Below are 23,475 nucleotides of genomic sequence, written 5' to 3' on the forward strand. Positions count from 1 at the left end.
ATCGGCCGCAGCGCGGAGGAGGTCGACCACGCGCCGCCGCGCGGCCGGTACGCCCCCGTCCCCGTGCCGCAGACGGTCGCCGCGGGCTCCCCGCTGCGCTGGGCGGCCCCCGCCGCGGCGCTCGCGCTGGCGTCGGCGATCGTGGTCGGCAGGGCCCTGCGCAAGCGCCACTGAGGAGGCGCGTACGGCGGTCTTGATCGCCCCAGTAGGGTCGTCCCGTGAGTAACGAAGACATCACGCTGACCGCGGGCGACGCGGAGGTGACCGTGCAGCCCGGCAACGGCGGCCGGGTCGGTGGGCTGCGCGTCGGGGGCACACAACTGCTCAGGCAGGGGGAGCGGTTCGGCTGCTTCCCGATGGTCCCCTGGTGCGGGCGGATCAGAGACGGGCGGTTCCGGGACGGGGCGACCGTCCACCAGATGCCGCTCAACTCCCCGCCGCACGCCATCCACGGCACCGCGCGCGACGGCGCCTGGACTGTGGCGCGGGTGGGCGCGGACGAGGCCGTCCTCACGTACGACCTCGTCGACCCCTGGCCCTACTCCGGCCGCGTCACCCAGCAGGTCGCCCTCACGCCGGACGCGCTGACGCTGACGATGGCGGTGGAGACGTACGACTCCTCCTTCCCGGCCCAGATCGGCTGGCACCCGTGGTTCAACCGGAACCTGGGCGGCGAGGACGTGCGGCTGGACTTCGCGCCCGCCTGGCAGGAGGAGCGCGGCGACGACCACCTGCCGACCGGCGACCGCATCGAGCCGAGGCCCGGCCCCTGGGACGACTGCTTCGGCATGCCCGGCGGCGTCGACGTCACCCTCACCTGGCCCGGACAGCTGGAGCTGAAGGTGGCCAGCCGGGAGGAGTGGGTCGTGGTGTACGACGAGCAGGAGGCCGCCGTCTGCGTGGAACCGCAGACCGGGCCGCCCGACGGTCTCAACACCCTGCCCCGGCAGGTCACGCCGCTGGAGCCGCTGGAGGCGACGACCACCTGGACCTGGCGCCGCCTTTAAGCTGACTGCCATGACGGACGTACGTGGCGCGCTGCTGCAGCAGATCAAGGACAAGGCCGTGGTGCACGGCAAGGTGACCCTGTCATCGGGTCTGGAGGCCGACTACTACATCGACCTGCGCCGCATCACCCTCGACGGAGAGGCCGCTCCGCTGGTCGGGCAGGTGCTCCTCGACCTGACCGCGGACCTCGACTTCGACGCGGTGGGCGGTCTGACCATGGGCGCCGACCCCGTCGCGGCCGCCATGCTGCACGCCGCCGCGGCCCGCGGGCAGCGGCTCGACGCCTTCGTCGTGCGCAAGGCCGCCAAGGCGCACGGCCTGCAGCGCCGTGTGGAGGGCCCGGAGATCGCTGGGCGGCGCGTCCTCGTCGTCGAGGACACCTCCACCACCGGCGGCTCGCCGCTGACGGCCGTCGAGGCGGTGCGCGAGGCGGGCGCCGAGGTGGTCGCCGTGGCGACCATCGTGGACCGCGCGACCGGCGCCGCCGAGAAGATCCAGGAGGGCGCGGGAGTGCCCTATCTCTTCGCTTTCTCGAAGGTCGAACTGGGTCTGGACTGAGTTGTCCACAGGGGGTTATCCACAACTTGGACACGGCGGGCAAAGCACCCTGCCATGTCTGCGAAGATGTGGCCGACGACGACGTCACTCCCAGGTTCCAGGTCAGGGCCGTAGCACGCAGAACGCCAACCCGCACATACAAGGAGCGGACAGATGCCCATCGCAACTCCCGAGGTCTACAACGAGATGCTGGACCGGGCGAAAGCAGGCAAGTTCGCCTACCCGGCCATCAACGTGACCTCGACCCAGACCCTGCACGCGGCCCTGCGCGGTTTCGCGGAGGCGGAGAGCGACGGCATCGTCCAGATCTCGACCGGTGGTGCCGAGTTCCTGGGCGGTCAGTACAGCAAGGAGATGGTGACGGGCTCGGTCGCGCTGGCCGAGTTCGCGCACATCGTCGCCGAGAAGTACCCGGTCAACGTCGCGCTGCACACGGACCACTGCCCGAAGGACAAGCTCGACGGGTACGTCCGTCCGCTGCTGGCGGTCTCCGAGGAGCGCGTGAAGGCGGGCCGCAACCCGCTCTTCCAGTCGCACATGTGGGACGGCTCGGCGGAGACCCTCGCCGACAACCTCTCCATCGCGCAGGAGCTGCTGGCCCGCGCCGCCGCCGCGAAGATCATCCTCGAGGTCGAGATCACCCCGACCGGTGGCGAGGAGGACGGCGTCTCGCACGAGATCAACGACTCCCTGTACACCACGGTCGACGACGCGATCCGCACCGCCGAGGCCCTGGGCCTGGGCGAGAAGGGCCGCTACCTGCTGGCCGCGTCCTTCGGCAACGTCCACGGCGTGTACAAGCCGGGCAACGTCGTGCTGCGTCCCGAGCTGCTGAAGGAGCTGAGCGACGGCGTCGCCGCCAAGTTCGGCAAGCAGTCGCCGTTCGACTTCGTCTTCCACGGCGGTTCCGGCTCCACCGAGCAGGAGATCGCCACCGCGCTGGACAACGGCGTGGTGAAGATGAACCTCGACACCGACACCCAGTACGCCTTCACGCGCCCGGTCGCCGACCACATGTTCAAGAACTACGACGGCGTTCTGAAGGTCGACGGCGAGGTCGGCTCCAAGAAGACCTACGACCCGCGCACCTGGGGCAAGCTGGCCGAGGCGTCCATGGCGGCCCGTGTCGTCGAGGCCACGCAGAACCTCCGCTCGGCGGGCAACAAGATCAAGTAAGCGGATCTTCGCCGCGCCTTTTCCAGCGGGCCCGGTGCTACGGCGCCGGGCCCGCTGTATACCTGAGGCCATGCCCGACGTCCGGCTGGCCTCATCGCAGGGCAAGTGGATCCTGCTCACCACCGTCCTCGGCTCCAGCATGGCCATGCTGGACTCGACCGTCGTCAACGTCGCCCTGCCGCGCATCGGCCGGGACCTCGACGCGAACCTCGCCGCCCTGCAGTGGACCGTCAACGCGTACATGCTCACGCTGGCCGGGCTGATCCTGCTCGGCGGTTCGCTCGGTGACCACTACGGCCGCCGCAAGGTCTTCGTCGTGGGCGTGGTGTGGTTCGCCGCCGCGTCCCTGCTGTGCGGGCTCGCCCCGACGGCCGGCGTGCTCGTCGCGGCGCGGGCCCTGCAGGGCGTGGGCGGCGCGCTGCTGACGCCGGGCTCGCTGGCCCTGATCCAGGCGTCCTTCCACCCCGACGACCGGGGGCGGGCGGTGGGCCTGTGGTCCGGCTTCGGCGGGATCGGCGCGGCGGTCGGCCCGTTCCTGGGCGGCTGGCTGGTGGACGGTCCCGGCTGGCGCTGGGTGTTCCTGCTCAACGTCCCGCTCGCCCTGCTGTGCGCGCCGATCGCCCTGCGGCACGTCCCGGAGTCGAGGGACGGCCGCTCCCACGGGCGCTTCGACGTGCTCGGCGCGGCCCTCGGCGCACTGGCGCTCGGGCTGCTGACGTACGCCCTGATCGAGGCCCGTCAGGGCTCCGCGGTGGTCGCCCTCACGGCGGTGGCCGGCCTCGCGGCGGGCGCCGCCTTCGTGTACGTCGAGAAGCACAGCCCCGACCCGATGATGCCGCTGGACATCTTCGCCTCCCGCCAGTTCACGGCCGTCAACCTGGTCACCCTGTGCGTCTACGCGGCCTTCGGCGGGTTCTTCTTCCTGTCCGCGCTCCAGCTGCAGGTCGCCCTCGGCTGGTCCGCGCTCGCCGCGGGTACGGCGCTGCTGCCGACGACGGCCATGATGCTGCTGTTCTCGGCCCGCTCCGGCGCCCTCGCCGACCGCATCGGACCGCGCATCCCGCTGACCGTGGGGCCGCTGCTGTGCGCGGCGGGCATGCTGCTGATGCTGCGGGTCCGCCCCGGCGCCTCCTACGCCGCCGACGTTCTGCCCGCGCTCCTCGTCCTGGGCACCGGCATGGTCACCCTGGTCGCCCCGCTGACCGCGACCGTCCTCGCCTCCGTCGACACCGCGCGGGCGGGCCTGGCCAGCGGCGTCAACAACGCGGCGGCCCGCGCGGCCGGCCTGATCGCGGTGGCCGCGCTGCCGCTGCTCGCCGGGATGGGCCCGGACGCGTACCTCTCCCCGGCCGCCTTCGACGACGCCTTCCACCGGGCGATGCCGCTGTGCGCGGGCGTCCTGGTCCTCGGAGCGGTGATCGCCTTCGCGACGGTACGGTCCCTGCCGCCGGACTGCCGCCACCCGGAATGCCGCCACCACGGCGCGATCACGGCACCCCCGCTGGAGGGACAGACGGCGGCGAAGCGGATCGGCTAGCGCGGGGGCGGTGGGCGACCGGAGCGCTTGCCGATGGTGTCCCGGGCGCTTGCCTGTGGTGTTCCGGGTCGCTTGCCGGTGGTGTCTCCGGGCGCTTGCCGGTCGTGTCTCCGGGGTGCTGCCGGGGTGTCCCGGGGCCGCTTGCCGCCGGTGTCCCCGGTGGCCCGGGGCGGCGGCCGTTCGTGGTCGAGGCGGGGGTCTTGGGGCGCCCGCCACCGGCACGGGCGACACTGGTGCACATGTCGATTCACGAGAACCTCCTCGGGGGCCCGCCCCCGACCCACCTGCCCGACGACCCCGAGCCCCGCGAGCTCCTGGCGGGCGGCACCCCGCCCGCGGACGTCGCCGCCAAGTACCCCACCTCCTCGCTGGCCTGGGCCCAGCTGGCCGACGAGGCGTTCGAGCGGGGCAGCGTCGTGGAGTCGTACGCCTATGCCCGTACGGGCTACCACCGGGGCCTGGACGCCCTGCGCCGCAGCGGCTGGAAGGGCCACGGCCCGGTGCCGTGGGAGCACGAGCCGAACCGCGGCTTCCTGCGGGCCCTGCACGCCCTCGCCCGCGCCGCCGGAGCCATCGGCGAGCAGGAGGAGCACGAGCGCTGCACGCAGTTCCTGAAGGACTCCTCGCCGGCCGCCGCCCAGACCCTGGGCTGACCGTCGCCTCCGGGCCCGCCCGTCCGGTGTGACGAGGCGGGCCTTGCGATGCGGGGGGTCATTGCAAAGAATGCGGGTGGGGACCGGGGCCCCCGTGTCGGTAACGGCAGGGGCGGACCGCTACCCGGAGAACATCACAGGAGACAGCGATGTCCCACGAGGCTCACGAGGCCCAGGAGCCCGAGACCCCGCATCTCGACTTCGCCGGCACGACTCCGTACGAGGACTACGTCAAGGCGGACGTGCTCACCCATCTCCAGCACACCCTCTCCGACGATCCCGGAGAGATGGTCTTCCTGGTCACGACCCAGGTCATGGAGCTGTGGTTCACCTGCATCGTCCACGAGTGGGAGACCGCGGCCGACGCCCTGCGCTCCGACGACGTGCCGACCGCGATCGCCGCGCTGAAGCGTTCGGTGCGGGAACTGGAGGCGCTGAACGCCTCCTGGAAGCCGCTGGGACAGCTGACCCCGGCCCAGTTCAACTCCTACCGCTCCGCCCTCGGCGACGGCTCCGGATTCCAGTCGGCGATGTACCGGCGCATGGAGTTCCTCCTCGGCGACAAGTCCGCGTCCATGCTGGTCCCGCACCGCGGCGCGCCCCGCGTCCACGCCGAACTGGAGAAGGCGCTCGCCGAGCCCAGCCTCTACGACGAGGTGCTGCGGCTGATGGCGCGGCGCGGCTGCGCGATCCCGGCGTCCGTCCTGCGGCGCGACGTCTCCCTGCGCTACGAGGCGAACGACGCCGTCGAGGCCGCCTGGACCGCCGTCTACGCGGGCGACGAGACCGCTGAACTCGCCCGGCTCGGCGAGGCGTTGACCGATGTCGCCGAGCTGGTGTGGCGCTGGCGCAACGACCACCTCGTCGCCACCCGCAGGGCCATGGGCGCCAAGCCCGGCACGGGCGGCTCCGCCGGCGTGGCCTGGCTGGAGAAGCGTGCGCGCAAGAACGTGTTCCCCGAGCTGTGGACGGCGCGCTCCCATGTCTGAACTGGCCTCCCGAGCAAGCGAGTTGGACGCCGCCGACGAACTGGCCGGGCTGCGCGAGCGGTTCGTGCTGGACGACGTGGTCTACCTGGACGGCAACTCGCTCGGCGCCCTGCCGGCGCACGTCCCCGGTCGCGTCGAGGACGTCGTACGGCGGCAGTGGGGCGAGCTGCGCATCCGGTCCTGGGACGAGAGCGGCTGGTGGACGGCGCCGGAGCGGATCGGCGACCGGATAGCCCCGCTCGTCGGGGCCGCCGCCGGGCAGATCGTGGTGGGCGACTCCACGAGCGTCAACGTCTTCAAGGCGCTGGTCGCCGCCGTGCGGATGGCGGGCGAGGGACGCGACGAGATCCTCGTCGACGCGACCACCTTCCCCACGGACGGCTACATCGCCGAGTCCGCGGCCCGGATGACGGGGTGCACGCTGCGCCCGGTCGCCCCGGCCGAGGTGGGTCCGGCGCTGTCCGGCCGTACCGCCGCCGTGCTGCTCAACCACGTCGACTACCGCACCGGGCGGCTGTACGACCTGCCCGCGCTCACCGCCGCGGTCCACGCGGCGGGCGCGATCGCGGTCTGGGACCTGTGCCACAGCGCGGGCGCGCTGCCGGTCGGCCTGGACGAGCACGGGGTCGACCTGGCCGTCGGCTGCACCTACAAGTACCTCAACGGCGGCCCGGGTTCACCGGCGTACCTGTACGTCCGCCGTGACCTCCAGGACCGTTTCGACTCCCCGCTGCCCGGCTGGAACTCCCACGCGGAGCCCTTCGGGATGCGGCCCGGCTACGAGCCGGCGTCCGGGGCGGTGCGCGGCCGGGTCGGCACGCCGGACATCCTGTCCATGCTGGCCCTGGAGGCCGCGCTGGACGTCTGGGACGGGGTGTCGGTCGAGGCGGTGCGGGCGAAGTCCCTTGCTCTGACGGACTTCTTCCTGGAGTGCGTGGCGGCGTACACCCCGGCCGGCCGGGTGGAATCCGTGACGCCGGCCGCCCACGCGGAACGCGGCAGCCAGGTCGCGCTGCGCTGTGACGACGCGGGTGACGTGATGAAGCGGCTGATCGAGCGGGGAGTGGTCGGCGACTTCCGGCACCCGGACGTCCTGCGCTTCGGCTTCACGCCGTTGTACGTCGGTTTCGCGGACGTCGAGCGGGCGGCCCGGGTGCTGGGGGAGACGGTCGCGGGGTAGCTTGCGGCGCTTTCGGGGGATGTGGGCCGGGCGGCGCGTGACGCCGTCCGGCCCCGGTGCCGCTGCCGAACCGTTTTCCCCTCACCCAGCGTGACATCCGCGTGTCCGCGCACGTCACCGGCCTGATACCGTCCCCGCCAACGGCCGCGGTCTCTGGGGGACGCCTTCCCGCCCGGTCCGTCAACACAGGTACACCGCTGAGAGGTTGGAGCATGCCGGACGACGCCGCAGCAGCCCGGGCCGCCGCCGAGGAGCAGTCGGCCTTCTCGCACCCGGCGGTCGACCCCGACTCCACCGCCGCCTACGGCGACCACCCCGACCAGGTGATCGACTTCTACGCCCCGCGCGGCGAGACGGTCCCCGGCGCCGGGCCCGTCCCGCTGGTCGTCGTCCTGCACGGGGGCGCCTGGCGGCCCCCGTACGACCGCAAGCACATCTCGCCGTTCGCGGACTTCCTGGCACGGCGCGGGTTCGCCGTGGCCAGCGTGGAGTACCGGCGGGGCGCGGTGCTTCCGGGGCAGGGCGGCGAGGGCGGTGCGGGGGTTCCCGTCGCGGGTCGCTGGCCGGACACCTTCGACGACGTGGCAGCGGCGCTGGACGCGCTTCCCGCGCTCGCCCGCGAGGCGCTTCCGCAGGCCGACCCGCGGCGCATGGTGATCACCGGGCACTCGGCGGGCGGCCACCTCGCCCTCTGGGCGGCGGCCCGTCATCTGCTGCCGGGCGACGCGCCCTGGCGCATCAGCGGCCCCGCGCCGCTGCGCGGAGTGGTCGCGCTCGCCCCGATCGCCGACTTCGAGGTCTCCGACAAACTGGGCGTCTGCGGCGGAGCGGTACGGCAACTCCTCGGCGGGGACGAGAAGTTCGCGGAGCGCCGCCCCTACGCCGACCCGGCGCTGCTGCTGCCCACCGGCATCGCGACCGCCCTCGTCCAGGGCCGCACCGACCTCATCGTCCCGCAGGCGGTCGCCGAGTCCTACGCGGACGCGGCGGCGAAGTCCGGCGAGATGGTCGGCCTCACCCTCCTGGAGGACGTCGGCCACTTCCCCCTCATCGACCCCGCGGCGGACGCCTGCGCGGTGGTGGCGGAGGAGATCGCCCAACTGGCCTGGTGACACGCCCTGCTCGGGGGTGACACGCCCTGAGCAGTGACCCGCCCCGCTCAGGGGTGACACGCCCTGAGCAGGTCTTTCACCCTGGTGTCGGGGTTCCCCTCTCATACCCGTAGTACCTGAGAGCTACCCCGCGCATGGGCTCTCCAGCGTGACGCGGACGACGTTCTCGTCTCCGTAACTTCCCTTCCAGACAGGCCCGATGACCGGGCGGTGGGGGAAGGGAGACGCGTCATGGGGCGAGGAACGGGGGCCGGGGCGACGGTGGCCGCGCGAACGGTGCGGACACCGTCGCCGCCCGGGGAGGGACGGCCGAGCGAGAACGACGCCTCTCGGTCCCCACGGCGGCGCAGGCACCGCGAGCGCCGGACCGTCCTGGCGGCTCTCCTCGCCGCCGCCGTGGTCCTGCCGCTCACCGGTGCCACCAGGCCGGACATCCCCGCCCCGCCCCCCGCCTCCCTGGCGCCCCTCACCCCCGCCACCCTCGACGCGGCCTACGAGGCCAACCGCGCCGACGCCGCCGAGGCGTCCCGCATGGCCGCCGCCCACGGCGACACCACCCGCGCCGCCGCCGACCACGCCATGGCCTCCCCCTCCCGCCGGCTCCTCGCCTTCGACGGAAGAGGCGAGGGCCGGGCCACGGAGGTGTTCGGCGACCTCGCGCACGCCTCCCGCGTGGCCGTGCTGGTCCCGGGCTCCGACACCTCCCTCGACACTTGGAGTCGCTTCCGCGCCACCGCCGTCGCCCTGCGCCACCGCCTGCTGCGCGAGGCCCCGCACGGCACCGGCACGGCCGTCGTGGCCTGGCTCGGCTACACCACCCCCGCCACGGTCAGCACGACCGTCCTCACCACGGCCCGCGCCGACGAGGCCGCCCCGCGCCTGCGCGACCTCCTCACCGAACTGCACGGCCTGACCCGCCCGGACGCGCACGTCTCCCTGATCTGCCACTCCTACGGCACGGTCGTCTGCGGCCGTTCCGCCGCCCGCCTCTCCGGCCTCGGCGTGAGCGACATCGTGCTCGTCGGCAGCCCCGGCACCGGCGTCGACTCGGCCGCGGACCTGCGCACCCGCGCCCGCCTCTGGGCGGCCCGCGGAGACGACGACTGGATCGCCGACGTCCCGCACCTGCGCACCGACTTCTTCGGCACGACCGTCGGCTTCGGCACCGATCCCGTCTCCCCGGCCTTCGGCGCCCGCGTCTTCGCGGCGGGCGGCGGCGGCCACAGCGACTACTTCCGGCCGGGCTCGGTCTCCCTGGCCAACCTCGCCCGGATCGTCCTCGGCGAGACACGGGAGGTCTCCCATGCGTGAGCCGACCCCGCGAAGCACCTGGGACGGCATACGGCGTGCCGCCCACCGCGTCGACGCCGCCACCCCCGCCGGCCGGGACCGGGCCGTGGACGCCCTGCGCGCCTTCGCGATCCTCGGCGTGGTCCTGGGCCACTGGCTGGTCTCCGCCCTCGTGGCGGACGGCGGCAACCTGCAAACCGCAAGCCCGCTGCAGCACATGCCCCGGCTGGCGCCGATCTCCTGGCTCTTCCAGACACTCGCCGTGTTCTTCCTGGTCGGCGGCCATGTGGCGACCCGCGGCCACACCGCGGCCCGGGCCCGGGGCGTGCCGTACCGCAGCTGGCTGGCGAGCAGGCTGTCCCGCCTGTTCACACCGGTCGCCGCCCTCCTGGCCCTGTGGACGGTCGTCACCGTCGCCCTGCTCTGCTCCGGCACCGACTACGCCACGGTCCGCACCCTCGCCAAACTGGCCCTCTCCCCGCTCTGGTTCCTCCTCGTCTTCGCGGCGCTGACGGCGGCGACCCCGCTCGTCGCCCGGCTCAACCCCCTGTGGCCGCTGGCCGTCGTCCTCCACGTGGACCTTCTCCGCTTCGGCCTCGGCGCCCCGCACAGCCTGGGCTGGCTGAACCTGGCGGCCGGCTGGCTGGTGCCCTACACCCTGGGCGCGGCCTGGGCCCGTGGTGAGCTGGAGCGTCCCCGCGCCGGCTGGGTGCTGCTCCTCGGCGGGGCCGCGGCGACGGCCGGGCTCGTGCTGTGGGCGGGCTACCCGGCCTCGATGGTCGGCGTGCCCGGCGCGTCCGTCTCCAACCTCGACCCGCCGACGCTGGCCGCCGTCACCTTCGGCCTGGCCCAGTGCGGACTGGCCCTGCTCCTGCGCGACCGGCTGCGCCGTGCGATGCGCCGCCCTCTGGCGTGGGCGGCGGTGGCCCTGGTGAACCTCTCCGCCATGACGATCTTCCTGTGGCACCAGACGGCCATGATGGCGACCACCGCCACCGGACTCCTCGCGGGCCGCCTGCCCGGCCTGCACACGCGCCCCGACGATTTCGTCTGGGTGGCGTACCGGCTGACCTGGCTGCCGGTCTTCGCCCTGGCCCTCACGGTCTGCTGGACGGCGTTCCGCGCCTACGAACACGGCCGTCCGGCCGAGGGCGGCCGCTCGCGGGTGGTGCGGACCGGACGCGGACCGGCCGATCGGGCGGGGACGGCGGGGCCGCGCCGTGTCTAGGGTGGTCCGCGTGACGGGGACGGGGATCATGCGGGTGCTGGGCGAGCGGCTGCCGCGCTGGCCGCGGGTGCTGCGCGAGGACCTGTGGACCCTGCGGGCCGACCCGCTGCCGCGTTCCGCGCGGCTGCGCAGGGCGCCGCACGTGGTGCTGTGCCTCGCCGCGTTCGGCGTCGTGCTCGGCGGGGTCGCACAACTCCGGGACAACGGGCACCTGGGCACCGGCACCGCCTTCCCGATCGCGCTCGCGCAGGGCGGCGCGGTGGTCCTCGCCCTCAGGCGGCCGATCCCGGCGTGGTGGCTGTCCACGGGCGCCACGCTGGTCGGCGCCGTACTGCTGCACGGCCGGCTGAGCATGCCGCCGGCCATGCCGTTCACCTGGCCCTGGACCACGGCCGGGATCATCGCGCAGACCCTCGTGATGCTGCTGCTCGCCCTGCGCGTCCCCACCCGTGTCTCCGCCGAGGCGCTCACCGTGACCGCCCTGGTCACCTATGCCCTGGAGGGCGTGTGGGGCGCCCCGCACTACCAGGAGACCGGGGTCATCGCCGTCGCCCTGTCGGCGCTGGTGTGGGCGCTCGGCAGTGCCCTGCGCGGCCGTCGCGAGGCCCGGGCGGAACTCGGCCGGCAGGCCACGCTCGCCACGGAGGAGCGGGCGCGGCGCACGCTGCTGGAGGAGCGCAGCCGTATCGCGCGCGAACTGCACGACGTGGTCGCCCATCACATGTCCGTCATCTCCATCCAGGCCCAGGTCGCCCCGCACCTCGTGCAGGACCCGCCCCCGGAGCTCCGGGAGAACCTGGAGGGCATCCGGCACAACGCGCTGGAGGCGCTGACCGAGCTGCGCCGGGTGCTGGGGGTGCTGCGCTCCGAGGACGGCGACACCGACGCCCTCGACCGGGCCGGCACCGACCCGCACAGCCCGCAGCCCACCCTGGACCGGCTCGACGCGCTGGTGGAGAACACCCGGGCGGCCGGGCTGAGCGTGAGCACGCGGATCGTCGGCGAGCGGCGGCCGCTGCCGTCCGGTGTGGAGCTGTCGGCGTACCGGATCGTGCAGGAGGCGCTGAGCAACGTCCTGCGTCACGCTCCCGGCGCGACGGCGAGCGTCGAGATCGGCTATGTGCCCTACGGTCTGCGGGTGGAGGTCCTCAACTCGCCCTCGCGCAGACCGGTTCCCCCGTCGCCGGGCGCCGGGCACGGGCTGCTCGGCATGCGGGAGCGGACCGCGATGCTGGGCGGTCACCTCCTGGCGGGCGTCCGGCCGGACGGCGGCTTCCAGGTCTCCGCGTTCCTCCCGGTCACCCCGCGCCCCGAGGCCGCGGGGCCCGTCGACGCCGACGACACCTCCGACGTGAAGGACCACACCGCATGACGAGCAGCCCGATCCGCGTACTGATCGCCGACGACCAGCAGATGGTCCGGCAGGGCTTCACCGTGCTGCTCAACACCCAGCCCGACATCGACGTCGTCGGGCAGGCGGTGGACGGCGCGGACGCCGTCGCCAAGGTCGGCGAACTCGCCCCGGACGGCGTCCTGATGGACATCCGCATGCCCGAGCTGAACGGCATCGAGGCCACCCGCCGCATCGCCGTCGAGCTGCCGCACATCAAGGTGCTGGTGCTCACCACGTTCGACCTCGACGAGTACGTGTACGAGGCGCTGCGGGCGGGTGCGTCGGGGTTCCTGCTGAAGGACGCCTCGGCGGACAAGCTGGCCGAGGCGGTCCGCGTGGTGGCGGCCGGCGACGCGCTGCTCGCGCCCGGCATCACCCGGCGGCTGATCGCCGAGTTCTCCCGCCTCGGCGACCGGCCGCGGGCCCCTCTGAAGGTGCGCGTCGGCGATCTGACCGAGCGCGAGACGGAGGTCCTGGCTCTGATCGCGCAGGGCCTGTCCAACGCGGAGATCGCCGAGCGGCTGGTCGTCGCCGAGCAGACCGTGAAGACCCATGTGGGCCGGATCCTGGTGAAGCTGGGGCTCAGGGACCGGACGCAGGCGGCGGTGTTCGCGTACGAGTCGGGACTGGTCAGGCCGTCCGGCTACTGAAGCCCGAACCCCGTACCCGTAGTACTTCAGGTGGATGCCGCAGGACCGTTCTCACAGGGGACGCCCCCGTACCGGGTCTGCGCCTACGGTTTCCGTGTGACCGAGAAGACCCGGACGCAGCAGGAGCCCACGAGGCTGCTGGAGCCGTCGGACCCCGCGTACGAGCCGTACACACCGCGCAGCCCCGAGTTCCGGGCCGCCATGGACGCGCTCCAAGGACTGCGGCAGGACCTGTTCCATGACGCCTTCGCCTACCGTCCGCTGCCCCGGATGGGTGTCGACGGCCCCCTCACCCGGCGGCTGAGGGGCAGGCTGCGGGAGTACGCGACCTGGCGGGGGCACGCCGTGATCGTCGCGCTCGGGCTGCTCGCGATGCTGATCGGCTCCAACAGCTCCCTGATCGGCGCGGGCAACAACTTCGTCCTCGGCCTGCTCGCGCTGGTCCCGGTCCTGCTGACCATGGTGCGGCCGGTCGGCGCGTTCTGGCTGTCGATGGCCGCGACCCCGCTCGCCGGCGTGGTCGGCGGCAGCTGGGAGACCGAGTTCCCGTGGCTGCCCGGGAGCTTCGCGTGCCACCTGTTCGTCCTCACGATCGTGGCCGTGCGGACCAGGCCGCGCACCGCGGCGTGGATGTGGGTGCTGACGACGGTGTACGGCGTCGTGGTGGAGAACTTCTTCGACTGGGGACACTCGCCGTTCGGCACCAACTCCGCCCCCATGGTGTTCTTCTCGGCCCTGGCCCTCCTCGCCGTCACCGTCTGGCACATCCGCCGCGACGCCCGCCAGGAGGTGACCGCGCAGCAGACGGTGACCGCGCACGAGCGCTCCCGGCGCACCCTGCTGGAGGAGCGCACGACGATCGCCCGCGAACTGCACGACGTGGTCGCGCACCACATGTCGGTCGTCGCCATCCAGGCGGAGGCGGCGCCCTACCGGGTGGAGAACCCGCCGCCGGAACTGGAGAAGGCGTTCGCCACGATCCGGGAGAACGCGGTGGCGGCCCTGACCGAACTTCGCCGCGTGCTGGGCGTGGTCCGCGCCGAGGACTACGAGGCGCCGGACGCCCCGCAGCCCACGCTCGCCGACCTGGACGCACTGCTCGCCAACGTCCGCGAGACGGGCCTGCGCGTGGACAGGACGACGACCGGGGCGATACGCGAACTGCCGCAGGGCGTCGAGCTGTCGGCGTACCGGATCGTCCAGGAGGCGCTGAGCAACACCCTGCGGCACGCGCCGGGAGCCGCGGCCAAGGTGGAGGTCTCCTACGTCCTCGGCGGTCTCGGCCTGCGCATAGTCAACGACCCGCCCCCGGAGCCGTCGGCGGTCAGACCGTCACCCGGTGCCGGCCACGGCGTCACGGGCATGCGCGAACGCGTCAGCATGCTGGGCGGCGAGATGACGGCGGGCCCGACGGACGAGGGCGGATACGAGGTGACGGTGTTCCTGCCGGTCGCCGCGGTGAGCGAAGGAGAGGCATGACGATCCGCGTCCTGATCGCGGACGACCAGATGATGGTGCGCGAAGGCTTCTCGGTCCTGCTCAACGCGATGCCGGACATCGAGGTCGTCGGCGAGGCGGTCAACGGCCGCGAGGCGGTCGAGCGCGTCCGCGAACTCACCCCCGACGTCGTCCTGATGGACATCCGCATGCCGGAGATGAACGGCATCGAGGCGACCCGCGAGATCGTGGCGGCCAACAGCACCTCGAAGGTCCTGGTGCTGACCACCTTCGATCTCGACGAGTACGTCTACCAGGCGCTGCGCGCCGGCGCCTCGGGCTTCCTGCTCAAGGACGCCTCCGCCCGCCAACTGGCCGACGGGGTCCGGGTGGTGGCGTCCGGCGAGGCCCTCCTCGCGCCCACGGTCACCAGACGCCTCATCACGGAGTTCTCCAAGCTCTCCCAGGCCCCGCGCGTCATGCAGGCTGCCCACCAGGCCTACGGCGACCTCACCGAACGCGAGACGGAGGTCCTGGTCCTCATCGCCCAGGGCCTGTCCAACGCGGAGATCGCCGAGCGCCTGGTGGTCGCCGAGTCGACGATCAAGACCCACGTCAGCAGAATCCTGGTGAAACTGGGCCTGCGCGACCGCACCCAGGCAGCGGTGTTCGCGTACGAGGCACGTCTGGTGACGCCGGGGTGAGGCGGAACCCCCCTGGTCAGGGCCCGGCATGCCGGGTTAGCGTCCCCGCATGGCAGCCTTCGACCCCTGGGACCCGGCGTTCCTCGCCGACCCCTACCCCGTCTACGCCGAGCTGCGTGCCGCCGGGCGCGTGCACTACTTCGAGGCCACCGACCAGTGGCTGGTGCCGCACCACGCGGACGTCTCGGCGCTGCTGCGGGAGCGCCGGCTCGGGCGGACGTATCTGCACCGGTTCGGCCACGAGGACTTCGGACGCACCGCGCCGCCGCCCGAGCACGAGCCGTTCCACACGCTCAACGACCACGGCATGCTCGACCTGGAGCCGCCGGACCACACCAGGATCCGGCGGCTGGTGTCGAAGGCGTTCACGCCGAGGACCGTCGAGCGGCTGAAGCCCTATGTCGGCGATCTCGCCGGAAAGCTGGTGGACCGGCTCGTCGAGAACGGCGGCGGCGATCTGCTCAGCGACGTCGCCGAGCCGCTGCCCGTCGCCGTCATCGCCGAGATGCTGGGCATCCCGGAGTCCGACCGTGCCCCGCTGCGGCCCTGGTCGGCGGACATCTGCGGGATGTACGAGCTGAACCCGTCCGAGGACACGGCCCGCAAGGCCGTCCAGGCGTCCGTGGAGTTCTCGGAGTACCTGCGCGAGCTCATCGCCGAGCGGCGCAAGGAGCCCGGCGACGACCTGATCTCCGGGCTGATCGCCGCCCACGACGAGGGGGACCGGCTGACCGAGCAGGAGATGATCTCCACGGCCGTGCTGCTGCTCAACGCCGGGCACGAGGCGACGGTCAACGCCACCGTCAACGGCTGGTACGCCCTCTTCCGCAACCCGGAGCAACTGGCCGCCCTGCGCGCCGATCACACGCTCGTCCCCACCGCTGTGGAAGAGCTCATGCGCTACGACACCCCGCTGCAGCTCTTCGAACGCTGGGTGCTGGACGACATCGAGATCGACGGCACCGTCATCCCCAGGGGCTCGGAGATCGCGATGCTCTTCGGGTCGGCCAACCACGACCCGGAGGTCTTCCGGGACCCCGAGCGCCTCGATCTGACCCGCGCGGACAACCCGCACATCTCCTTCTCCGCCGGCATCCACTACTGCATCGGCGCCCCGCTCGCGCGCATAGAGCTGGCCGCCTCCATGACGGCCCTGCTGGAGAAGGCCCCGACGCTGAGCCTCAGCGAGGAGCCGCGCCGAAAGCCGAACTTCGTGATCCGCGGCCTGGAGGGACTCGGCGTCCAGGTGGGGTGATCACCTGTTCGGATGATCACCGAGCGATCCCCGGTGAAAGCCGCGAGTGACTCGTCACGCTGGTGCCTGCCTGCGGAGGGAGGCACCATGACGGTTATGGCAGAGCGCACCTCGTCACAGATGTCGCTGGATGTGTTCGAGCGGATCGCGGCATTCGCGGAACGCGAGGACGAGACCGTCAGGCTCGAGTTCATCGGCGGACGGATCGGGGTCGGGAAAGTGACGAACGGCAACCACGGTTCGATCATCATGTGGTTGATTCGGCAGTGCATGCGGGCCCGACCCGACCTCGACCTCAATCCGACCCAGGGCCTCAAGGTCGAGGCCTACCGCCGGGGGCGGGCCCGGCCTGACGGCGTGCTGGCGCCGGTGGGGCACTTCGCGGGACAGGGCGACTGGGCCGAAACCGATGGCGTGCTCATGGTCCTCGAAATCACTTCGTACGACTCGGACACGCACCTTCGCGACCGCGTGGAGAAGCCCCGGGGCTACGCCGAGGCCGGCATCCCCGTCTACCTGCTGATCGACCGCGACAGCCTCTCGGTCCTGGTCCACAGCGACCCGGACCCGGAGGACGGATACCGGGACATCCACGTGGTGAAGCTGGGGGGCAAGGTCGCTCTCCCCGATCCGGTCGGCATCGAACTCGACACCGAGGAACTCAAGGACTACCTCGACTGACTACCTCGACTGAGCAACCGCCGTCCCGCCGGCGGCCCTCTCAGGTCGTCAGGTCCCGACGGCGCAGTCCCGCCAGGCCCGCCGCGACCAGGGCCACGGCGAGCGCCAGCAGTACCAGGACCGGCCCCCACTCCATCCCCCCGCCGGGCAGCTTCGGCAGGTGGCCGAAGGGGGAGAGGTCCAGCACCGCCTGCGGCGCGGCCAGCGCGGGGCCGACCCAGCCGATGAGCAGGACCGCGCCCGCCACGCCCCAGGCCGCCGTCGCCGCCCGGGGCAGCACCCCGTACAGCAGCACCGCCAGTCCGCCGATCACCCACACCGCGGGGAGCTGCACCAGGCAGGCCCCCAGGATCGGCCCGGCCTCCTTGCCGTAGCCGACGACGAAGCCGAGGCCGGTCACGAGCATCAGCAGGACCGAGCCGCCGAAGGCGATGACCAGGTGGCCCGTGGCCCAGCGCAGCCGGCCCACGGGGTTCGCCAGCACCGGTTCGGCCCGGCCGGAGGTCTCCTCGCCGTACAGGCGCAGCACGCTGCCGACGACGTACAGCGCCGCGACCAGGCCCATCATGCCGACCATCGCCGCGAGGAAGGCGTTGGTCAGCGCGCTCTGCCCGCCCATCCGCTCGAAGATCCTGCGCGCGCTCTCGTTGTCGCCGACGATGTCGGCCACGCCGTCCGTGAGGCCGCCGTAGACGACTCCGACGACGAAGAAGGCGAGCGACCAGCCCAGGACGCTGCCGCGCTGCAGCCGCCAGGCGAGCGCGCCGGCCGTGCCCAGGCGGCCGACCGAGGGGCCGGGCCGGGTGGGCAGGAAGCTCATGCCGATGTCCCGGCGGCCCGCGAGCCCGTAGGCGACGGCCGCCTGGAGCGCGATCGCCGCCGCGAACAGCGCCAGCACCCACCAGCGTTCGCCGCCGTAGGCGCGCAGGTTCTCCAGCCAGCCCAGCGGCGACAGCCAGGTCCACACCGAGGAGCCGTCCGTGGTCGCGGAGTCGCCCGCCGCGCGCAGCACGAAGGCCGCGCCGAGCACGCCCGCGGTCAGGCCGCGCGCCAGCCGCGCGCTCTCCGTCAGCTGGGCGACGATCGCCGCGGCGGTCGCGAAGACCATGCCGACGGCCGCCAGTCCGAGTCCGAAGGCCAGCGCGCCCACGGCTCCCTGGCCCATCAGGCCGGCCACGACCAGCAGGGCCAGCACGGCGTTCGCCACCGCCGCCGCGAGCAGCGCCGCGGTCAGCGAGGCCCGGCGGCCCACCGCGCCGGAGGAGATGAGTTCCTGACGCCCGCTCTCCTCCTCGTCGCGGGTGTGGCGTACGACGACCAGGAGACTGGTGACCGCCGCGAGCACCCCTGCGTAAACGCCGACGCGCCAGGCCGTCAGGGCGCCGACGGAGTCGTCGAAGACGGGGCCGATCAGGGCCCGGAAGGAGGCGTTGGTGGCGACCTGGTGGATGAGGTCGGCGCGTTCGGCGGGGGTGCCGTAGAGGGTCTTCAGCGTGTTCGGCATGGAGAGGACCATCAGGGTGTTGACGGCCACCCACACCGGGATCATCAGCCGGTCGCGGCGCAGGTTGAAGCGCAGCAGGATCCTGGTGCCCACGAGGGACGTCATCGCGCCGCCACCTCGTCGTCCTGGTAGTGGCGCAGGAACAGCTCCTCCAGCGTGGGCGGGGTGGAGGTCAGCGAGCGGACCCCGGACTCGCTCAACTGCTTCAGTACGGCGTCGAGTTTGTCGGTGTCGACCTGGAGCCGTACCCGCCGGCCCTGGACGTCGAGGTCGTGGACGCCCGGCAGGTGCGACAACCCGTTGGGCGCGCCCGCCAGTTCGGCGGTCACGCTGGTCCGGGTCAGATGGCGCAGGTCGGCCAGCGAACCGCTCTCCACGGTGTGGCCCTTGCGGATGATGCTCACCCGGTCGCAGAGCTCCTCGACCTCGCTGAGGATGTGCGACGACAGCAGGATCGTCCGGCCCCTGGCCCGCTCCTCCTCCACGCAGCGCTGGAAGACCTCCTCCATCAGGGGGTCCAGGCCCGAGGTCGGCTCGTCGAGGATCAGCAGGTCGACGTCCGAGGCGAACGCGGCGACCAGGGCCACCTTCTGGCGGTTGCCCTTGGAGTAGGTGCGGCCCTTCTTGGTGGGGTCCAGTTCGAAGCGCTCGATCAGGTCGGCGCGGCGGGCGGCGTCGAGTCCGCCGCGCAGGCGGCCGTAGAGGTCGATCACCTCGCCGCCCGAGAGGTTGCGCCACAGGGTCACGTCCCCGGGGACGTAGGCGATCCGGCGGTGCACCTCCACCGCGTCCTTCCACGGGTCGCGGCCCAGCACCTGGGCGGCGCCGGAGTCGGCGCGCAGCAGGCCGAGCAGGACGCGGATGGTGGTGGACTTGCCGGCACCGTTCGGGCCGAGGAAGCCGTGCACCTCGCCGCTCTCCACGTCGAGGTCCAGGCCGTCCAGGGCGTGGGTGCGGCCGAAGGACTTGTGGAGCCCGGCGACCGTGATTGCCTTCGTCATGCTTCAGAACGTACGCTTCTTTCAGAAATTTGTGAAGATGAGGAAGCCTATGAAGCCCGGTTAGGGTGGTGGCCATGACTGACGAGGTGGGGCGGGACCCGGAAGCGGTCTCGAAGTTCGTGGAGAGCTTCGCGGCACAGCTCGTCGAGGCCGGGATGCAGCGCATGCCGGCACGGATCTTCGCCGCGCTGCTGTCCTCCGACGAGGGGGCGATGACCTCGGCGGAACTGGGCGAGCAGTTGCAGATCAGCCCCGCCGCGGTCTCCGGCGGGGTCCGCTATCTGGCCCAGCAGCACATGGTGTCCCGGGAACGCGAGCCCGGCTCGCGGCGGGAGCGCTACCGCGTGCACAGCAACCAGTGGTACGAGGCGCTGACCAACCGCGAGGCCGTCATCAAACGGTGGGAGGGCGCCCTGCGGGAAGGCGTCAGCAGTCTCGGCGCCGGCACCCCGGCGGGCCGCCGCATGGCCGAGACGCTCGCCTTCTTCGAGTTCGTCGACGGCGAGATCGCGGCCATGATGGAACGCTGGCGGCTCCACCGCGAGGAGCTCTTCGGGGCCTAGCGGGCCCTCGGCGGCGGCCCGCGGCTCTGCTCACCGTCCCGGCAGCGTGAGCCCCCAGGCCCCTTCCCACACCGTCCACGTCCTCCTGCGCACCGGCCCGCACACCCCCGCGTCCGCCCGGTAGCGGAAGTCCGCCCCCGACACGCTCACGGTGCGCCCCTCGGCCCGTACCGGCGAGGCCTCCGCGCCCACCGACAGCGGCCGCACCTCGACCTCGGCCACCCCCCGGTCGCCCGGTACGACCGACACCGCCTCCACCGGCTGGTCCAGGTCGACCAGGGTCACGCCGTCGACCTCGATGCGCAGCCGGGCCGCCCGGGGCGCCGGGGCCGGCGCCTCACGGGCCGGGACCAGGGTGCGCACCAGCGACTGGGCCGTGCGCAGCCACGGGCGCCCCGCGGCCTCCTCCAGCGCGTGGGCGTCGCTCAGCGGAGGAATCCGCAGCGCGCCCAGCACCACCCCGTCGCTGTCGTCCACCAGCAGATCCATCCGGCGTACGGCCCCTTCGAGCACCGACCGGGCCGCCGCCACCGCGCCCGTGGGCACCCCCAGGGAACGGGCCACCGACAGCGCGGCCCCCACCGGCACCATCGACAGCGCGCATCCGGCCAGCTCCCGCTGCCGGTGCAAAAGGGACACGGCACGCACCAGGGCCCGGTCGTCGCCGATGACCACCGGCCTTCTCGATCCGCGCCGGGACAGCGCCCGGGCGAATTCCTCCGGACCGTCCGGCAGGCAGACCTTGGTCTGCGCACCCGCGCTGAGCACGTCTTTCGCGATGCGTACCGACTCCCCGTCCGTCCGTCGGGCCACCGGATCGATGACCACCAGCAGCTGTTCGGAACTCGCCTCGGAAGTCGCGGAAGTCGCCACCTCGGTCCTGCCTCGCTTCCTCGGGTAGCATCTTTGTGCAAGAGCCCCTTGCGCTATTGCGCCAGGGGCTTCGTCTATTCCGGGGCATCCGGTCCGACGGGTTACGGCCAACGACGGCCATGGTGCACGCGGCGGTGAACCCTACGCGTGCGCCCCTGACCTTGGACATGCCCCGCCCGGAAGGGGTGTACGCGCGTGCCCGCACTTGTGCTGCTCGGTGCTCAGTGGGGTGACGAAGGCAAGGGAAAGGCGACCGACCTGCTCGGTGGCTCAGTGGACTACGTCGTGCGGTACCAGGGCGGCAACAACGCCGGCCACACCGTCGTCGTGGGCGATCAGAAGTACGCCCTCCACCTGCTCCCTTCCGGAATCCTCTCGCCGGGGTGCACCCCGGTCATCGGCAATGGTGTCGTCGTCGACCCGTCGGTCCTGTTCTCCGAGCTGAACGGACTCAACGAGCGCGGCGTCGACACGTCCAAGCTCCTCATCAGCGGTAACGCGCACATCATCACGCCGTACAACGTGACCGTCGACAAGGTCACGGAACGCTTCCTCGGCAAGCGGAAGATCGGTACGACGGGGCGCGGCATCGGACCGACCTACGCGGACAAGATCAACCGCGTCGGCATCCGGGTGCAGGACCTCTACGACGAGTCGATCCTCACCCAGAAGGTCGAGGCGGCCCTCGACGTCAAGAACCAGATGCTCACCAAGCTCTACAACCGGCGCGCGATCGCCGTCGACCAGGTGGTCGAGGAGCTGCTGGGCTACGCGGAGAAGCTCGCGCCGTACGTCGCCGACACGGTCCTGGTGCTCAACCAGGCCCTGGACGACGACAAGGTCGTGCTGTTCGAGGGCGGCCAGGGCACGCTCCTCGACATCGACCACGGCACGTATCCCTTCGTGACCTCGTCGAACCCGACCGCGGGCGGCGCCTGCACCGGTGCCGGCGTCGGCCCGACGAAGATCAGCCGGGTCATCGGCATCCTCAAGGCGTACACCACCCGCGTCGGCTCGGGTCCCTTCCCGACGGAGCTGTTCGACGAGGACGGCGACGCGCTGCGCCGCATCGGCGGCGAGCGGGGCGTGACCACCGGCCGGGACCGCCGCTGCGGCTGGTTCGACGCGGTGATCGCCCGCTACGCCACCCGCGTCAACGGCCTGACGGACTTCTTCCTCACCAAGCTCGACGTCCTCACCGGCTGGGAGCAGATCCCGGTCTGCGTCGCCTACGAGATCGACGGCAAGCGCGTCGAGGAGCTGCCGTACTCGCAGTCGGACTTCCACCACGCGAAGCCCGTCTACGAGACCCTCCCGGGCTGGTCCGAGGACATCACCAAGGCGAAGTCCTTCTCCGACCTGCCGAAGAACGCCCAGAACTACGTCAAGGCGCTGGAGGAGATGTCCGGCGCCCCGATCTCCGCGATCGGCGTGGGCCCGGGCCGGGACGAGACGATCGAGATCAACTCGTTCCTCTGACCCGCAGACGCGCAAGGAGCCGCCCCACCGGGGGCGGCTCCTTGCGCGTTGCACGCCGAGGGACGAGGGAAGTGGGCCTGCGTATGCGACTGATCGACGTGGAGATCTGCCGGTACGACTGGTCGGCATTAACCTGTGGATGTACGAAGGCGGCCGCTCACCTGGCCGACGACCTGCTGAGGCTGGCCGCGGCGCAGTCCGATGAGGAGGCGCGGGCGCTTCACATCGAGAACCACGCCATGATTCAGTCGATCCCGCAGGAGCCGGCGGTTCCCGTCGCCTCGGTGCTCATGGCGGCGCTTGCGGGTGACCTGTCCCCGGGGGCGGGGTTCGTATGCCTGGATCTGCTCGGCGGGCTGGTGTTGAACGACGGCGACGACTCGTCGGAGATGTGTCGGCAGATCGCGCGGCAGGGGCTCTGGATGCTGTACCGCGACCTGTGGTCGGGCGCATCGCCCGGCATTGTCGCGTGTGCCTATTACGTCCTGCGCGCGATCGAGGACGACGAGGACCGGCTTCGCGCCTACCGGGACACAGGACACTTCGACCTGCCCGAATACCTTGCCGATTGACCGGACGGTGCCCCGCTGGTCAAGGCGCGAGACCGGAGCGGAACGGCACATGCGACTGATCGACTGGAGATCGGCCGGTACGACTGGTCGGCGTTCGAGGGTGGATGCGGGAGAACTGCCGCGCACCTGGCCGTCGACCTGAAGCTGCTCGCCGGGGCGCGGTCCCGTGAGGAGGCGTGGGCTCTTCGCCTCCACGACCACGCGCTGATCCAGTCGTTCCCGCAGGAGCCGGCGGCGCCCGTCGTCGCCGTCCTGATGGCGGCTCTGTCCGGCGACCTGACTCCCGGCGCGCGGGGCGTATGTCTTGATCTGCTTCTCCGGCTCGTCGACACCGACGACGAGGACTCGGCGGAGGCGTGTCAGGCCATCGCACGGCAGGGGATCTGGGGGCTGTATCGGGACCATCCCGACCTCGTGGTCTATGCCTACCTCGTCCTGAGAGCGTTCGAGACCGATCACGAACGGCTGCGCGCCTGCCGGGACTCGGGGCTGATCACCCTCCGCGAACCGGCGCCGAGCTGACTCATCTTTGAACTGGACATGGCCAATTCCTGGTTTTCCGGGCGGCTGGGCAGAGGTCACGCTCTACGCGAGTAGCCCCGCACGTCCGACTTGTCTACGCGCGTCGCGCC

23 protein-coding genes and 1 pseudogene are annotated in these 23,475 nt (G+C 72.2%); 21 read left to right on the plus strand and 3 right to left on the minus strand.

Annotated elements, in window-relative coordinates:
• The 17 genes and pseudogenes from M8J74_RS31485 to M8J74_RS31565 form a co-directional block, all read left to right on the plus strand.
• Positions 1–174 (plus strand): annotated as a pseudogene (locus M8J74_RS31485) (carbon monoxide dehydrogenase subunit G); the annotation flags it as partial.
• Positions 175–218: 44 nt separating this feature from the next.
• Positions 219–1,007 (plus strand): aldose epimerase family protein, encoded by a 789-nt coding sequence (locus tag M8J74_RS31490; protein ID WP_249839702.1) that lies wholly within the window; start codon positions 219–221, stop codon positions 1,005–1,007.
• A 10-nt stretch (positions 1,008–1,017) separates the two neighbouring features.
• The gene (gene pyrE / locus M8J74_RS31495) at positions 1,018–1,566 is read left to right on the plus strand and encodes an orotate phosphoribosyltransferase (protein ID WP_249839703.1); all 549 of its coding nucleotides are present in this window, start codon (positions 1,018–1,020) and stop codon (positions 1,564–1,566) included.
• A 153-nt stretch (positions 1,567–1,719) separates the two neighbouring features.
• Positions 1,720–2,742: a class II fructose-bisphosphate aldolase gene (gene fbaA / locus M8J74_RS31500; RefSeq protein ID WP_249839704.1), complete on the plus strand. Its 1,023-nt coding sequence runs from the start codon at positions 1,720–1,722 to the stop codon at positions 2,740–2,742.
• Between the two features lie 70 nt (positions 2,743–2,812).
• Entirely contained in the window at positions 2,813–4,279 is a 1,467-nt protein-coding gene (locus tag M8J74_RS31505; RefSeq protein ID WP_249839705.1) for an MFS transporter, read from the plus strand.
• A gap of 239 nt (positions 4,280–4,518) precedes the next feature.
• Positions 4,519–4,932: a DUF3151 domain-containing protein gene (locus M8J74_RS31510; RefSeq protein ID WP_249839706.1), complete on the plus strand. Its 414-nt coding sequence runs from the start codon at positions 4,519–4,521 to the stop codon at positions 4,930–4,932.
• A 149-nt stretch (positions 4,933–5,081) separates the two neighbouring features.
• On the plus strand, positions 5,082–5,921 hold the full coding sequence (locus M8J74_RS31515) for a tryptophan 2,3-dioxygenase family protein (protein WP_249839707.1): 840 nt from the start codon (positions 5,082–5,084) through the stop codon (positions 5,919–5,921).
• On the plus strand, positions 5,914–7,101 hold the full coding sequence (gene kynU, locus M8J74_RS31520) for a kynureninase (protein WP_249839708.1): 1,188 nt from the start codon (positions 5,914–5,916) through the stop codon (positions 7,099–7,101). Before M8J74_RS31515 ends, kynU begins: the two co-directional genes overlap by 8 nt.
• A gap of 212 nt (positions 7,102–7,313) precedes the next feature.
• Positions 7,314–8,213, plus strand: a complete 900-nt coding sequence (locus tag M8J74_RS31525) for an alpha/beta hydrolase (RefSeq protein WP_249839709.1) — start codon at positions 7,314–7,316, stop codon at positions 8,211–8,213.
• A 231-nt stretch (positions 8,214–8,444) separates the two neighbouring features.
• A complete protein-coding gene (locus M8J74_RS31530; RefSeq protein WP_249839710.1) occupies positions 8,445–9,524 on the plus strand; it encodes an alpha/beta hydrolase in 1,080 nt (359 codons plus the stop codon).
• Positions 9,517–10,731, plus strand: coding sequence for an acyltransferase family protein (locus tag M8J74_RS31535; protein ID WP_249839711.1), 1,215 nt, complete (start codon positions 9,517–9,519; stop codon positions 10,729–10,731). Before M8J74_RS31530 ends, M8J74_RS31535 begins: the two co-directional genes overlap by 8 nt.
• 28 nt (positions 10,732–10,759) lie before the next feature.
• Positions 10,760–12,103 (plus strand): sensor histidine kinase, encoded by a 1,344-nt coding sequence (locus M8J74_RS31540; RefSeq protein WP_249839739.1) that lies wholly within the window; start codon positions 10,760–10,762, stop codon positions 12,101–12,103.
• Entirely contained in the window at positions 12,100–12,774 is a 675-nt protein-coding gene (locus M8J74_RS31545) for a response regulator (RefSeq protein WP_249839712.1), read from the plus strand. The genes M8J74_RS31540 and M8J74_RS31545 overlap by 4 nt, the downstream gene beginning before the upstream one ends.
• Before the next feature lie 96 nt (positions 12,775–12,870).
• On the plus strand, positions 12,871–14,253 hold the full coding sequence (locus M8J74_RS31550) for a sensor histidine kinase (RefSeq protein ID WP_372500328.1): 1,383 nt from the start codon (positions 12,871–12,873) through the stop codon (positions 14,251–14,253).
• Positions 14,250–14,915 (plus strand): response regulator, encoded by a 666-nt coding sequence (locus tag M8J74_RS31555; protein WP_058924132.1) that lies wholly within the window; start codon positions 14,250–14,252, stop codon positions 14,913–14,915. The genes M8J74_RS31550 and M8J74_RS31555 overlap by 4 nt, the downstream gene beginning before the upstream one ends.
• Positions 14,916–14,964: 49 nt before the next feature.
• On the plus strand, positions 14,965–16,170 hold the full coding sequence (locus M8J74_RS31560; RefSeq protein ID WP_249839713.1) for a cytochrome P450: 1,206 nt from the start codon (positions 14,965–14,967) through the stop codon (positions 16,168–16,170).
• Positions 16,171–16,257: 87 nt separating this feature from the next.
• Positions 16,258–16,851, plus strand: a complete 594-nt coding sequence (locus M8J74_RS31565; protein ID WP_249839741.1) for a Uma2 family endonuclease — start codon at positions 16,258–16,260, stop codon at positions 16,849–16,851.
• Positions 16,852–16,891: 40 nt separating this feature from the next.
• Here M8J74_RS31565 and M8J74_RS31570 read toward each other — a convergent pair whose 3' ends face one another.
• Both M8J74_RS31570 and M8J74_RS31575 read right to left on the minus strand, forming a co-directional pair.
• Positions 16,892–18,460, minus strand: a complete 1,569-nt coding sequence (locus M8J74_RS31570) for an ABC transporter permease (RefSeq protein ID WP_249839714.1) — start codon at positions 18,458–18,460, stop codon at positions 16,892–16,894.
• Entirely contained in the window at positions 18,457–19,356 is a 900-nt protein-coding gene (locus M8J74_RS31575; protein WP_249839715.1) for an ABC transporter ATP-binding protein, read from the minus strand. Before M8J74_RS31575 ends, M8J74_RS31570 begins: the two co-directional genes overlap by 4 nt.
• A gap of 74 nt (positions 19,357–19,430) precedes the next feature.
• On the opposite strand from M8J74_RS31575, the gene M8J74_RS31580 reads away from it, so the two are divergent.
• Positions 19,431–19,919, plus strand: coding sequence for a GbsR/MarR family transcriptional regulator (locus M8J74_RS31580; RefSeq protein ID WP_249839716.1), 489 nt, complete (start codon positions 19,431–19,433; stop codon positions 19,917–19,919).
• 30 nt (positions 19,920–19,949) lie between these two features.
• Here M8J74_RS31580 and M8J74_RS31585 read toward each other — a convergent pair whose 3' ends face one another.
• Entirely contained in the window at positions 19,950–20,792 is an 843-nt protein-coding gene (locus M8J74_RS31585; protein ID WP_249839717.1) for a diacylglycerol kinase family protein, read from the minus strand.
• A gap of 195 nt (positions 20,793–20,987) precedes the next feature.
• Between M8J74_RS31585 and M8J74_RS31590 the strand changes: the two genes are divergently transcribed.
• From M8J74_RS31590 to M8J74_RS31600, 3 genes are all read left to right on the plus strand, one after another.
• Positions 20,988–22,271, plus strand: a complete 1,284-nt coding sequence (locus tag M8J74_RS31590; RefSeq protein WP_058924128.1) for an adenylosuccinate synthase — start codon at positions 20,988–20,990, stop codon at positions 22,269–22,271.
• Between the two features lie 83 nt (positions 22,272–22,354).
• Positions 22,355–22,843 (plus strand): hypothetical protein, encoded by a 489-nt coding sequence (locus tag M8J74_RS31595; protein WP_249839718.1) that lies wholly within the window; start codon positions 22,355–22,357, stop codon positions 22,841–22,843.
• Positions 22,844–23,098: 255 nt separating this feature from the next.
• Entirely contained in the window at positions 23,099–23,365 is a 267-nt protein-coding gene (locus M8J74_RS31600) for a hypothetical protein (protein ID WP_249839719.1), read from the plus strand.
• Positions 23,366–23,475 lie beyond the last annotated feature (110 nt).

It is taken from the genome of Streptomyces panaciradicis (assembly GCF_023516615.1).
GTDB classification, from domain to species: domain Bacteria; phylum Actinomycetota; class Actinomycetes; order Streptomycetales; family Streptomycetaceae; genus Streptomyces; species Streptomyces panaciradicis.

Coding starts and splice junctions, on each gene's coding strand:
- M8J74_RS31540 (WP_249839739.1), top strand. CDS start 10,760: ATGCGGGTGCTGGGCGAGCGGCTGCCGCGCTGGCCGCGGGTGCTGCGC.
- M8J74_RS31510 (WP_249839706.1), top strand. CDS start 4,519: ATGTCGATTCACGAGAACCTCCTCGGGGGCCCGCCCCCGACCCACCTG.
- M8J74_RS31595 (WP_249839718.1), top strand. CDS start 22,355: ATGCGACTGATCGACGTGGAGATCTGCCGGTACGACTGGTCGGCATTA.
- kynU (WP_249839708.1), top strand. CDS start 5,914: ATGTCTGAACTGGCCTCCCGAGCAAGCGAGTTGGACGCCGCCGACGAA.
- pyrE (WP_249839703.1), top strand. CDS start 1,018: ATGACGGACGTACGTGGCGCGCTGCTGCAGCAGATCAAGGACAAGGCC.
- M8J74_RS31530 (WP_249839710.1), top strand. CDS start 8,445: ATGGGGCGAGGAACGGGGGCCGGGGCGACGGTGGCCGCGCGAACGGTG.
- M8J74_RS31570 (WP_249839714.1), bottom strand. CDS start 18,460: ATGACGTCCCTCGTGGGCACCAGGATCCTGCTGCGCTTCAACCTGCGC.
- M8J74_RS31515 (WP_249839707.1), top strand. CDS start 5,082: ATGTCCCACGAGGCTCACGAGGCCCAGGAGCCCGAGACCCCGCATCTC.
- M8J74_RS31555 (WP_058924132.1), top strand. CDS start 14,250: ATGACGATCCGCGTCCTGATCGCGGACGACCAGATGATGGTGCGCGAA.
- M8J74_RS31505 (WP_249839705.1), top strand. CDS start 2,813: ATGCCCGACGTCCGGCTGGCCTCATCGCAGGGCAAGTGGATCCTGCTC.
- M8J74_RS31535 (WP_249839711.1), top strand. CDS start 9,517: ATGCGTGAGCCGACCCCGCGAAGCACCTGGGACGGCATACGGCGTGCC.
- M8J74_RS31545 (WP_249839712.1), top strand. CDS start 12,100: ATGACGAGCAGCCCGATCCGCGTACTGATCGCCGACGACCAGCAGATG.
- M8J74_RS31600 (WP_249839719.1), top strand. CDS start 23,099: ATGGCGGCTCTGTCCGGCGACCTGACTCCCGGCGCGCGGGGCGTATGT.
- M8J74_RS31525 (WP_249839709.1), top strand. CDS start 7,314: ATGCCGGACGACGCCGCAGCAGCCCGGGCCGCCGCCGAGGAGCAGTCG.
- M8J74_RS31580 (WP_249839716.1), top strand. CDS start 19,431: ATGACTGACGAGGTGGGGCGGGACCCGGAAGCGGTCTCGAAGTTCGTG.
- M8J74_RS31565 (WP_249839741.1), top strand. CDS start 16,258: ATGACGGTTATGGCAGAGCGCACCTCGTCACAGATGTCGCTGGATGTG.
- M8J74_RS31575 (WP_249839715.1), bottom strand. CDS start 19,356: ATGACGAAGGCAATCACGGTCGCCGGGCTCCACAAGTCCTTCGGCCGC.
- fbaA (WP_249839704.1), top strand. CDS start 1,720: ATGCCCATCGCAACTCCCGAGGTCTACAACGAGATGCTGGACCGGGCG.
- M8J74_RS31560 (WP_249839713.1), top strand. CDS start 14,965: ATGGCAGCCTTCGACCCCTGGGACCCGGCGTTCCTCGCCGACCCCTAC.